Here is an 11,721-nt window from a genome sequence, read left to right as displayed (position 1 = left end):
TCTGGCCTCATCGCCTCCCCCTGCCGGCCGCAACCACACAAAGCCCGCCATCCATCGCACACCGGCAGCAATGCCCGTCTACACTCGACTTCAGACCCCCTGAATGCGAGGCCGCTATGCACCCGATGCCGGCCATTCTGTTGCTGCTCCTGATTTTGTGGAACACAACGGCCGGCGCCCTTACCCTGACAGACGAGGAGAAAGCCTGGTTGGCTGCCCACCCGCAGCTGAGCCTGGGTGTAGACGCCTCTTGGCCACCGTTCGAGTTTCGCGACCAGGAGGGCCGGTACCAGGGATTGGCCGCCGATTACATCGCCACGATCCAGCAACGCCTGGGGGTGACGCTCAAACCGGTCGAACCCAGCAGCTGGACCGAGGTACTGGCGCAAGCCCGCGAAAGCCGCATCGACCTGCTGCCCGGCATCATGTCCACCCCCGAACGCCAAGGCTACCTGGCCTTCACCCGGCCGTACCTCGACTTCCCCATCGTCATCCTCGCCCACAAAGGCGGCGCACAGCCGCGCAACCTGAAAGACCTGTACGGCCTGAAGATTGCCGTGGTCGAAAACTACGCTCCGCACGAACTGCTGCGCACCCACCACCCGGACCTCAACCTGGTGGCCCTGCCCAACGTCAGCTCCACCCTGCAGGCCCTGGCCACCGACGAAGTGGACGCGGTGGTCGGTGACCTCGCTTCAAGCATCTGGAGCCTGCGCCAGCTCAAGCTCGACGGCCTCTACGTCAGTGGCGAAACGCCCTACCGCTACCAACTGGCCATGGCCGCCCCGCGCGACAACAAGGTACTGGTCGGCATTCTCGACAAAGTGATGGCCGACATGAGCAGTGGCGAAGTCAGCCAGATCCAGCAACGCTGGGTGGGCTATGTGGTCGACCAACGGATGTTCTGGTCCGACCTGCTGGTGTATGGCCTGCCCGCGGTGCTGGTATTGATGGCCGTGCTGGCAGTGGTCATCCGCATCAACCGCCGACTCAGTTCGGAAATTTCTCGGCGCATCGCCCTGGAACAGGAGCTGCGCAGCAGCGAGTACCACTATCGCAGCCTGGTCGAGAGCCTGTCCGCCATCGCCTGGGAGGCCGACGCCAACGACTTCACCTACAGCTACGTCTCGCCCCACGCCGAAGGCCTGCTCGGCTACCCATTGGCCGACTGGCTCAAGCCCGGCTTCTGGCGCAGCATCCTGCACCCGGAGGATGCCCTCTGGGCCCAGGCCTACTGCGACAGCGAAACTGCCGCCGGGCGCGACCACAGCCTCGACTACCGGGTGATCCGGGCCGATGGCCAGCCATTGTGGGTGCGCAACATCGTCAGCATGATCGAGCATGGCCACCAGCCAGTGATGCGCGGGCTGATGATCGACATCAGCGAGACCAAGCGCACCGAGGACGCCCTGCGCCTGTCCGAGCAGAAGTTCGCCTCGGTGTTCCAGCAGTGCCCCGACATCCTGCTGATCGCCCGCCACAGCGACGGCTGCCTGCTGGAGGTGAACGAAGCCTTCGAAGAGCAGATCGGCCTCTCCCCGGGCCAGGTCATCGGCCGCACTGCCACCGATCTCAACCTGTGGGGCGTCGAAGGCACCGGCCCGCGGCTGCTCGAACGCCTGCATCAGGGCGGTATCCGCAACCTGGAAATGAGCTTCCGCCGCAGCAACGGCCAGCTGTTCACCGGCCTGACCTCGGCCGAAACCTTCGAGCTCGACGGCAACCTCGCATTGGTGGTGGCGGTACGCGACATCAGCCAGCTCAAGGAAACCCAGGAGCAGCTGCAAACCTCGGAAGAGAAATTCGCCAAGGCCTTCCACGCCTCGCCCGACGGCCTGTTGCTGTCGCGCCAGAGCGACGGCTTGCTGCTCGAAGTGAACGAGGGCTTCTGCCGCCTCACCGGCTATGACCTCAGCCCGACCCTCGACCAGACCTCGCTGGACCTGGGCATCTGGGTCGACCTCAACGAACGCAAGCGCCTGGTCGAACAGCTCAACCGCGATGGCTTCGTGCGCGACTTCACGTGCCACTTGCGCCGCAGCGATGGGCAGATTCGCCTCTGCGAGCTCTCTGCACGGCCGCTGCCAATTGCTGGCGAAGACTGCATGCTGACCATCGCCCGCGACATCACCGAACGCCACCTGATGCAGGAAAAGCTGCAGCTGGCCGCCACCGTATTCGAGAACACCGCCGAAGGCGTGCTGATCACCGACATCGACCAGCGCATCAGTGCCGTCAACCGCGCCTTCAGCGAAATCACCGGCTACAGCGAGATCGAAGCCCTCGGCCAGACCCCACGCCTGCTCGCCTCCGGCCAGCACGACAGCGCGTTCTATGTCGCCATGTGGCATCAGCTGACCGATGAAGGCCACTGGCAAGGCGAAATCTACAACAAGCGCAAGAATGGCGAGCTGTACCCCGGCTGGCTGACCATCAGCGCCGTGCGCAACAGCGAGCGCGAAATTACCCACTTCGTCGCCGTGTTTGCCGACATCTCCAGCCTCAAGCACGCCCAGGCCAAGCTCGACTACCAGGCCCACCATGACCCACTGACCGGCCTGCCCAATCGCGCCCTGTTCGAGAACCGCCTGCAGGCTGCGCTCACCTGCTCGCAGGTGTCCAACCGCAAGGGCGCGGTACTGTTCCTGGACCTTGACCGTTTCAAGCACATCAACGACAGCCTCGGCCACCCGGTCGGCGACCTGCTGCTCAAGGGCATCGCCCAGCGCCTGAAGGAGCAGGTGCGCGACGTCGACACCGTGGCCCGCCTGGGCGGCGACGAGTTCATCATCCTGTTGCCCGGCCTGCACAAGCCCAGTGACGCCAGCACCATCGCCAACAAGCTGCTGGCCTGCTTCAACGCGCCGTTCCAGGCCGGCGAGCACGAGTTCTTCACCAGCGCCAGCATCGGCATCAGCCTTTATCCACAAGACGGCACCGACGTTGCCACACTGATTCGCAACGCCGACGCCGCCATGTACCGCTCCAAGGCCAAGGGCCGCAACCGCGTCGAAGCCTACACCCTCGACCTCACCACTCAGGCCAGCGAACGCATTGCCCTGGAGCACGAACTGCGCCGCGCCATCGAACGCAACGAACTGAGCCTGTGCTTCCAGCCCAAGCTCAGCCTCAAGACCCAGAGCCTGGTCGGCGCCGAAGCGCTGATCCGCTGGAGCCACCCGACCTTTGGTGAGGTGCCGCCGGAACACTTCATCCACTTGGCGGAAGAGAACGGCACCATCCTCCAGGTCGGCGACTGGGTACTGGAGCAGGCCTGCCGGCAGATGCAGGCCTGGAAGAAGCACTACCAACCCTTCGGCCCGCTGTCGATCAACCTCGCCGGCGCCCAGCTGCGTCACCCGCACCTGGCCCGGCGCATCGAACAGCTGCTGAAGCAATACCAACTCAAGGCCGGCGACCTGCAGCTGGAAATCACCGAAAACTTCATCATGAGCCAGGCAGAAGAAGCCCTGGCCGTGCTGTACCAACTGAAGAAACTGGGCGTGCAGTTGGCCATCGATGACTTCGGCACCGGTTATTCATCCCTGAGCTACCTCAAGCGCCTGCCGCTGGACATTCTCAAGATCGACAAGTCGTTCATCCGCGGCCTGCCCGACGACCCCCACGACGCCGCCATCGCCCGCGCGATCATCGCCCTGGGCCGCAGCATGCAGCTGACCATCATTGCCGAGGGCGTGGAAAACCAGGCTCAGCAAAGGTTCCTGGCGGCTGAAGGCTGCGAGCAGATCCAGGGCTACATCGTCAGCCTGCCCCTGCCCCCGGACGAGTTCGCGGCGACGTTTCTTCGCATAGCACTATCGGATCTTTCAGATGGCACAGGTGCGAAACCCTCGTTATAATCCGGCCACTTACTGAGGGCCTATAGCTCAGTCGGTTAGAGCAGAGGACTCATAATCCTTTGGTCCACGGTTCGAGTCCGTGTGGGCCCACCAGATAACTCAAAGGCCTACGTTGCAGAACGTAGGCCTTTGTCATTTCAGGGTCAGCAGTCGTCATGTTCTCCTGACTCGGGCAACTCCTCTTGCTGGGCTATCCAGCGGTGTATGTACTGAAGAACCCGTGTCGCACCTTCGGCAGTTTCCACCAGCTCTATCGGCCGCTCACCACAGAGGAACTGATTGGGCTGCTCCATCCACTTGAACGCTGCCGCCCTGCTTCCGCGTACAGGAATGGCCAAGTCCAGAATTTCCTGTAGCAGTTCAGGTTGCCCATACCAGGACTCCGGCTTGATGGTTGGTTTCCTCCCTGGAATCACTCTCGGTAGCTGACAGGCCGCAAGCTCGCCTGAATTGATGTGCTCTCGCTTCCAGTGCGCAAACTTGATGAGGTCGATATTCGCCGAGCGGTTCTGCCCCGACGTCGGCACAACCACGCCAATCCGCACATCTGTGTGAGCACGAATCATCTCAAGTGCAGGCGCGATATCAGTATCGTTGGTAACGATGACGGCATGGTCAATCTGCCCCGTGATCGAATCATGGTAAGCCTGGAGGGCCAGATTCACGTCGCTCTGTTTCTCCTCCACCTTCCAGGCCTGGATTTCCTGGCACTCACGCGGAGCCTTGTCCGGGTCTTCAGGGTCGACGATCTTCACCTTCATTTTATTGACGGCGTAATAACCTTCGATGAGCTCTATTCGACCGTCATGCAGCTTGCGCAAAGCGGTGTGGTAGCGAGCTTGTGACGATACCGAATCGCCAGCACGGGCGACCGACTCGATGATCTTTGCCGTGAAATATTTGATCGAGGGGGATTCCAGGAGCCGCGATGCCCTGATCTGGCCATGGCTGTCCGTGACCAGTACAGAAGGCAAGATGTGCTTTTCAAAGAGAGGCAACAGGTCGAGCCACTTGTACGGAGTGCCGCGCAAGCAGCCGTAGTAGAAGTTGTAGCCGTCGATATAGATACGAGTGCGCAGAGGCTCAGAATCAAGCTTTCTCTGCATCTTTTGCACTCCAGAAACGAAAAAACCGGCTTAAGCCGGCTTTTTCCCCCTCCAACCAGATGGTCATGCCACGCCGGTCGTGAGGGTTAGTTGTTGTCGGCAGTATTGCGCAATGAGGGAGCTGATGCAAGGTGGTAGGCTGGCATCCTCGTCCTCCGAAACACAACGTTCGTGAGAGCCATTCTCTGCTCAGCCATGGCTATCCAGACAGCGATAAATCGTTAGATTTTGTGAGCCCCTATTCCACCCTGGACCGCACCTTGACCTGCCGCACCAATCGAGCAGTTCTGCCATTGCGCCCGATGCTTACATGCCGGCGCGGCAGCTGTAGGAGCGGCCAGCTGTGACTGCCCTTGCCCTGGCCAGCACTGGCTGGCTAGGCTAGCGGGCCAACCGTAGAGACTCGCCATGTCGGATTCCCGCTCCATCACGCTGGATGAAATCGATCGCCAGCTGATCGCCCTGCTGCAGATCAACGCCCGCGAAAGCGTCGCCACCCTCGCCCGCCAGTTGGGCATCGCCCGTACCACCGTCAACTCGCGCCTGGAGCGGCTGGAGAAGAACAAGGTCATCTCCGGCTATGGCGTACGCCTGGGCCAGCGGGTGATGGGGGGTGGGCTGCAGGCGTACGTGGGGATCAAGGTGCAGCCGCGCTCTGGCAAGGAAGTGGTGCGGCGCCTGAGTGCCATGGGCCAGGTGCAGCAACTGTGCGCAGTGAGCGGCGAGTTCGACTATGTGGCCTGGCTGCGTACGGATTCGCCCGAGCAACTGGACCAGTTGCTCGACCAGATCGGCAGTGTCGACGGGGTGGAGAAGACCACCACGTCGATCATTCTCAGCAGCAAGGTGGACCGCGGGCAGCCGCTCTGAACTCGGCTGGCGGTCAGGCTTCCTGGCCGTCGAGCAGGCCTTCCAGAATTGCCGAAAGGCTTTCGGCGCAATGCTGCATCGACCAGACGATGTCACGGCTGCGCTCGGGGGCGTGGTGCTGGGCGTAGTCGGTGGCGATCTGATTGAGACCACGGGCCAGCAGGCAGGCGTGGACCAGGGCGTCTGCGGCGTCGATGCCGGAGCGTATGGCGAATAGCGGCGGGTGGCTGGCTTCGCAGTTGCAGAAGGGTTTTTCTGCGGTGGGTTTCAGTTTTTCGGGTTGGTCAGAATCTGTCTTCTTCATGATGCAATTTCCAAATTGAGTCTTGAGAAAACCGCCTACCAACTCCTTCTCACGGGAAATAGGTGGCAGCCATGCACGGGGTGAGAACCGGCCAACTTGGAAATCCGGCCAGGCGAAAGCCTGCCCGCGCACGGCTGCCATGACATAAGCCTTGGTGCGAAGTTGGAGGATGGGTTCTCACACCCAGTCACCCGAACAGCGGCGACCCAGTGAAGTTAACGATGAGGCGTTTCCCACGCAGCCAGACCGAGGCGATAGCGAGCGTAGGGTAATTCTTTAATTCATGGCATGGGTGTAGGAACTGTCTGATCACACCCTGTGGGAGCGGGCGTGCCCGCGAACACGGGCGCAGCCCGTGCCATACACCGCGGGGGCTTCTTCGCGGGCTCGCCCGCTCCCACAGGGGGCCGATGCTGTGCTTGAGATTGGTAGGCTTCCTGCTCGTCATAAAGCTATCTGGTTTATACATTTCGACGACACAAGCTACATTCAGACAACAATCTGCACCTTAATAACGAACACCCCACTCCCTAAAATGGCCACCAGGCATCTCCTATACTCAGGCTCCGCCCGCTGCGCAGCCTCTCTGGCAAGGTCACTCCATGAACAAGAAAAACCGCCACCCCGCCGACGGCAAAAAACCCGTCACCATCTTCGGCCCGGACTTCCCCTTCGCCTTCGACGACTGGCTGGAACACCCCGCAGGCCTGGGCAGCATCCCGCCCGAGCACCATGGTGAGGAAGTGGCAATCGTGGGCGCCGGTATCGCCGGCCTGGTGGCAGCCTACGAGCTGATGAAGCTGGGCCTCAAGCCGGTGGTGTACGAAGCCTCCAAGCTGGGTGGCCGGCTGCGCTCGCAAGCCTTCAACGGCACCGACGGGATCATCGCCGAACTGGGTGGCATGCGCTTCCCGGTGTCGTCCACTGCCTTCTACCACTACGTGGACAAGCTGGGCCTGGAGACCAAGCCGTTCCCCAACCCGCTGACCCCGGCCTCGGGCAGCACGGTGATCGACCTGGAAGGCCAGACCTATTACGCCGAAAAACCCACCGACCTGCCCAAGCTGTTCCACGAAGTGGCCGATGCCTGGGCCGACGCGCTGGAAAGCGGCGCTCAGTTCGCCGACATCCAGCAGGCCATCCGCGACCGTGACGTACCGCGCCTGAAAGCGCTGTGGAACAAGCTGGTACCGCTGTGGGACGACCGCACCTTCTACGACTTCGTCGCCACCTCGCGCTCGTTCGCCAAGCTGAGCTTCCAGCACCGCGAAGTGTTCGGCCAGGTCGGCTTCGGCACCGGCGGCTGGGACTCGGACTTCCCCAACTCGATGCTGGAAATCTTCCGCGTGGTGATGACCAACTGCGATGACCACCAGCACCTGGTGGTCGGCGGTGTGGAGCAGGTACCGCAAGGCATCTGGCGCCATGTACCGGAGCGCTGCGTGCATTGGCCGGAAGGCACCAGCCTGAGCGCACTGCATGGCGGTGCGCCGCGCACCGGGGTCAAGCGCATCGCCCGCGCCGCCGATGGCCGCCTGGCAGTCACCGACAACTGGGGCGACACCCGTCACTACAGCGCCGTGCTCGCCACCTGCCAGACCTGGCTGCTGACCACCCAGATCGACTGTGAGGAATCGCTGTTCTCGCAAAAGATGTGGATGGCCCTGGACCGCACCCGCTACATGCAGTCGTCGAAGACCTTCGTCATGGTCGACCGCCCGTTCTGGAAGGACAAGGACCCGGAAACCGGCCGCGATCTGATGAGCATGACCCTCACCGATCGTCTCACCCGCGGCACCTACCTGTTCGACAACGGCAACGACAAGCCGGGGGTGATCTGCCTGTCGTACTCGTGGATGAGCGACGCGCTGAAAATGCTGCCGCACCCGGTGGAAAAACGCGTGCAGCTGGCCCTGGACGCACTGAAGAAGATCTACCCGAAGACCGACATCGCCGGCCACATCATCGGCGACCCGATCACTGTTTCCTGGGAAGCCGACCCGCACTTCCTCGGCGCCTTCAAGGGCGCGCTGCCGGGCCACTACCGCTACAACCAGCGCATGTACGCGCACTTCATGCAGCAGGACATGCCTGCCGAGCAGCGCGGCATGTTTATCGCCGGTGACGACGTGTCGTGGACGCCGGCCTGGGTGGAAGGCGCGGTACAGACATCGCTGAATGCGGTGTGGGGTATCATGAATCACTTCGGTGGTCGCACCCACCCGGACAACCCCGGCCCAGGCGACGTGTTCGACGAAATCGGCCCGATCGCCCTGCCGGACTGAGACAAGGAGGCAACATGCGCATCGCTCTGTTCCAGGGCGCTCCAAAGCCACTGGACGTGCCCGGCAACCTGCAACGGTTGCGCCACCAGGCGCAACTGGCAGCCGAACGCGGCGCCCGCTTGCTGGTATGCCCGGAGATGTTCCTGACCGGCTACAACATCGGCCTGGCCCAGGTCGAGCGCCTGGCCGAGGCCGACGATGGCCCGGCGGCCATGGAGGTGGTGGAGATCGCCCAGGCGCACCGCATCGCGATCGTCTACGGCTACCCGGAGCGCGGCGATGATGGCGCGATCTACAACAGTGTGCAGTTGATCGATGCGCACGGCCGCAGCCTGAGCAACTATCGCAAGACCCACCTGTTCGGTGAACTGGACCGTTCGATGTTCAGTCCAGGTTCCGATCACTTCCCGGTGGTGGAGCTAGATGGCTGGAAGGTCGGCCTGCTGATCTGCTACGACATCGAGTTCCCGGAGAACGCCCGACGCCTGGCGCTGGACGGTGCCGAGCTGATCCTGGTGCCGACGGCGAACATGACCCCTTACGACTTCATCTGCCAGGTGACCGTAAGGGCGCGGGCGCAGGAGAACCAGTGCTACCTGGTGTATGCCAACTATTGTGGCTCGGAAGACGAGATCCAGTATTGCGGGCAGAGCAGCATCATCGGCCCGGACGGCAGCCTGCTGGCCATGGCCGGACGAGATGAGTGCCAGTTGCTGGCAGAGCTGGAGCATGAGCGGGTGGTGCAGGGGCGGGAGGCGTTTCCTTACCTCACCGATTTGCGCCAGGAGTTGCATCTGCGTAAGGGCTGATGGCCCTTTCGCGGGCACGCCCGCTCCCACAGGGTCTGCGCTGCCTTTCGTACCTGCGCCATACCTGTGGGAGCGGGCGTGCCCGCGAAGAGGCCGGGCCTGCAAACAAATGGGGTAGCATGGACAGCAGTTACCGGAGCCCCCATGCCTGACGCCACCCGCCACCTCACCCTCGCCAACGGCCTGCAGCTGACCCTGCGCCACGCCCCACGCCTGAAGCGCTCGGCCGCTGCCTTGCGGGTGCACGCAGGCAGTCACGACGCGCCAACCAAATGGCCCGGCCTGGCCCACTTCCTGGAGCACCTGTTCTTCCTCGGCACCCCGCGCTTCCCGCTGGACGACGGCCTGATGCGCTACGTGCAGGCCCTCGGCGGCCAGGTCAATGCCAGCACCCGCGAACGCACTACCGACTTTTTCTTCGAGGTCCCACCTCGCGCCCTGCCCGGGGGGTTGGAGCGCCTGTGCCAGATGTTGGCCGAGCCAGACCTGGGCATCGAGCGCCAACGCCGCGAACGCGAAGTCATCCATGCCGAGTTCATTGCCTGGTCGCGCAATCCGCAGGCCCAGCAACAGTTCGCCTTGCTGCAATCCGCAGCGCCCGGCCATCCGTTGAGCGCTTTTCATGCCGGTAACCGGCACACCCTGGCCTTGCAGGATCCCGCCTTCCAGCAAGCGCTCCATGGCTTTCACCAGCGCTTCTACCAAGGCGGCCAGGTCACCTTGAGCCTGTGCGGCCCACAATCGCTGGATGAACTGGAACTGCTGGGCCGGCAGCATGCCGAGCTGTTCGCAACGGGTAAACGGGTTCCACAAGCTCTGCCACCGCCATTGTCGGCGACCGACACGCACCTGCTCTTCAGCCACGAAAACCTCCCGGCAGGAGCCGAGCAGGCCCTTGAGTTGCTGATCACCTGCCTCAGCGATAACCGCCCGGGCACCTGGCTGGATGCGCTTCGCCAACGTGGCTGGTTGCAAGGCTTCAAGGCCGAAGTGCTGTATGCCTTCGCCGGGCAGTTGCTGTGGCACATCGACCTGAAGCTCAGCGAAGACGCCAGCCCAGAGGAAGCCGATGCCCTGTTGCAAGGTTGGTTCGGCTTCATCCGCCAGGCCGTACCTGAGCAATTGAATGCCGAGTTCGCACTGCTGCAGCAAAGCCGCGAACGCAGCGCCAGCGCGCTTGAGCTGGCCCGCCGGGACAGCGCCGGCCAGCCGTTCGCCGGTCTGGATACACAAGGCTTGCAGGCCCTCCGTGCCCTGCTGGATGGCCTGCCGGGCCGCGAGCATGGGCATTGGCAACTGCCCACTGTCGACCCCTTGCTACTGGCGGATGTACCTGATGTCAGGAAGCAGCCGCTGCCAGCGGCACTGAAGGTCAGCGACCAGCTGCCTGGCGCCCGTCAGTACGCGGTGCTGTACCTGCGCTGGCATGTCCCTTCACCCTTGCGCCAGCGCCTGCATGCGCTGCTCGAACGCGCCTTGCACCCCCTGCAGGAGCGCTGCGAGCGCGTATCGGTGCAGCTGCAGTTCAGTGCCGCTGGCGAATACTGGCAGTTGCGCTGCGCCGGGCTGCCCGCAGCAGTCTTGCGCACTGTGGAACAGGCCTTGGTACTGATGCTCAAGCCCCCGGCAAGCAGCTGGCTGCCTTGTTCGGTGCAGCCACCGGCTCTGATCCCCATCCGCGCCCTCCTCAAGCAACTGCCCGACGCCGTGCTGGGCGCCACGCCTGCACCGGTTCCGGAATGCCCCCTGACACAGACGCAACTCGACAGCCTGTGGCAGCACACACGCTGGCACGGCCTGGCTGCAGGCTTCGACGATGACGCCCTCAACGCATTGGGCACTGCGTTGCAGCACTGCCCTGGCCAAGGCTCGGCGCCTGGCCCTCTGCCTACCTGGGCCAACCACCGTTGGCAACATGCCAAAGTATCCGGCAGTGAACATGCCCTGCTGCTGTTCTGCCCTTTGCCGGCGGCGATGGAAGCCGCTGGCCGCCTGCTCGCCCAATTGCTGCAAGGGCCGGTCTACCAACGACTGCGGGTAGAACTGCAACTCGGCTATGCGGTATTCAGTACCTTTCGTCAGGTCGAGGGTGTCGGTGGCCTGCTGTTCGGAGTCCAGTCGCCCCACGCCAGCCAGGCGCAGATACTCGACCACTTGTTCACCTTGCTACGCCAGGGCATTACCTTCGATCCAGGCGCTCGCCAGGCACTGGCCGGGCAATTCGATGAGCCGGCGATGGCCAACGACGCAGTCGCCGAATGGGCATGGCAGACATGCCTGGCTACACAACCTGGCGGGCTGGAAACGCTAGGCAGGGCTATCCTGACCACGCGGCAGGCGGACCTGGACCAGCTGCTGATCCACCTGCTCGATACCGGCTCCAGGTGGCTGTGCCTGGCCAACGCTGCCGCGCCAGATAGCTCCTGGATCACCTCAACCGAGTGATTATTACGCGAACTGCAAGGGCACTTTTCTAATAATTAACCT

Annotated in this window: 7 protein-coding genes and 1 tRNA gene; 6 read left to right on the top strand and 2 right to left on the bottom strand. The window is 63.0% G+C overall.

All coding sequences use genetic code 11. The annotated features are described in order from the left end of the window. The first annotated feature begins 116 nt into the window (after nt 1-116). Both J5M71_RS16765 and J5M71_RS16760 read left to right on the top strand, forming a co-directional pair. Nucleotides 117-3,860 carry an EAL domain-containing protein gene (locus tag J5M71_RS16765; protein WP_207834138.1) on the top strand — a complete coding sequence of 1,248 codons (3,744 nt, stop codon included), beginning with the start codon at nt 117-119 and terminating at the stop codon, nt 3,858-3,860. Nucleotides 3,861-3,876: 16 nt separating this feature from the next. Further along, nucleotides 3,877-3,953, top strand: a tRNA-Ile gene (locus J5M71_RS16760). A gap of 50 nt (nt 3,954-4,003) precedes the next feature. On the opposite strand, the gene nicB is transcribed toward J5M71_RS16760, so the two are convergent. Continuing rightward, nucleotides 4,004-4,966 carry a 6-hydroxy-3-succinoylpyridine 3-monooxygenase gene (gene nicB, locus J5M71_RS16755; protein WP_207834129.1) on the bottom strand — a complete coding sequence of 321 codons (963 nt, stop codon included), beginning with the start codon at nt 4,964-4,966 and terminating at the stop codon, nt 4,004-4,006. Between the two features lie 408 nt (nt 4,967-5,374). On the opposite strand from nicB, the gene J5M71_RS16750 reads away from it, so the two are divergent. After that, nucleotides 5,375-5,836 (top strand): Lrp/AsnC family transcriptional regulator, encoded by a 462-nt coding sequence (locus J5M71_RS16750; RefSeq protein ID WP_015268712.1) that lies wholly within the window; start codon nt 5,375-5,377, stop codon nt 5,834-5,836. Nucleotides 5,837-5,849: 13 nt separating this feature from the next. On the opposite strand, the gene J5M71_RS16745 is transcribed toward J5M71_RS16750, so the two are convergent. Then, nucleotides 5,850-6,140 (bottom strand): hypothetical protein, encoded by a 291-nt coding sequence (locus J5M71_RS16745; protein ID WP_207834121.1) that lies wholly within the window; start codon nt 6,138-6,140, stop codon nt 5,850-5,852. Between the two features lie 602 nt (nt 6,141-6,742). Here J5M71_RS16745 and J5M71_RS16740 point away from each other — a divergent pair. The 3 genes from J5M71_RS16740 to pqqF all read left to right on the top strand — a co-directional run bounded on the left by J5M71_RS16740 (nt 6,743) and on the right by pqqF (nt 11,679). Next, nucleotides 6,743-8,425, top strand: a complete 1,683-nt coding sequence (locus J5M71_RS16740) for an NAD(P)/FAD-dependent oxidoreductase (RefSeq protein ID WP_063914568.1) — start codon at nt 6,743-6,745, stop codon at nt 8,423-8,425. Nucleotides 8,426-8,439: 14 nt separating this feature from the next. Beyond that, nucleotides 8,440-9,234: a carbon-nitrogen hydrolase family protein gene (locus tag J5M71_RS16735; RefSeq protein WP_207834118.1), complete on the top strand. Its 795-nt coding sequence runs from the start codon at nt 8,440-8,442 to the stop codon at nt 9,232-9,234. A 144-nt stretch (nt 9,235-9,378) separates the two neighbouring features. Further along, nucleotides 9,379-11,679, top strand: a complete 2,301-nt coding sequence (gene pqqF, locus J5M71_RS16730; RefSeq protein ID WP_207834116.1) for a pyrroloquinoline quinone biosynthesis protein PqqF — start codon at nt 9,379-9,381, stop codon at nt 11,677-11,679. The last annotated feature ends 42 nt before the right edge of the window (nt 11,680-11,721 follow it).

It is taken from the genome of Pseudomonas sp. 43(2021), assembly GCF_017490805.1.
Taxonomy (GTDB): Bacteria; Pseudomonadota; Gammaproteobacteria; order Pseudomonadales; family Pseudomonadaceae; genus Aquipseudomonas.
Note: the sequence above shows the minus strand (reverse complement) of the source record. Positions and strands in the feature narration are given on the sequence as shown.

Excerpts from the sequence above, each read along its gene's own strand:
- J5M71_RS16750 (WP_015268712.1), top strand. The coding sequence starts at position 5,375 with ATGTCGGATTCCCGCTCCATCACGCTGGATGAAATCGATCGCCAGCTG.
- nicB (WP_207834129.1), bottom strand. The coding sequence starts at position 4,966 with ATGCAGAGAAAGCTTGATTCTGAGCCTCTGCGCACTCGTATCTATATC.
- J5M71_RS16745 (WP_207834121.1), bottom strand. The coding sequence starts at position 6,140 with ATGAAGAAGACAGATTCTGACCAACCCGAAAAACTGAAACCCACCGCA.
- J5M71_RS16740 (WP_063914568.1), top strand. The coding sequence starts at position 6,743 with ATGAACAAGAAAAACCGCCACCCCGCCGACGGCAAAAAACCCGTCACC.
- pqqF (WP_207834116.1), top strand. The coding sequence starts at position 9,379 with ATGCCTGACGCCACCCGCCACCTCACCCTCGCCAACGGCCTGCAGCTG.
- J5M71_RS16735 (WP_207834118.1), top strand. The coding sequence starts at position 8,440 with ATGCGCATCGCTCTGTTCCAGGGCGCTCCAAAGCCACTGGACGTGCCC.
- J5M71_RS16765 (WP_207834138.1), top strand. The coding sequence starts at position 117 with ATGCACCCGATGCCGGCCATTCTGTTGCTGCTCCTGATTTTGTGGAAC.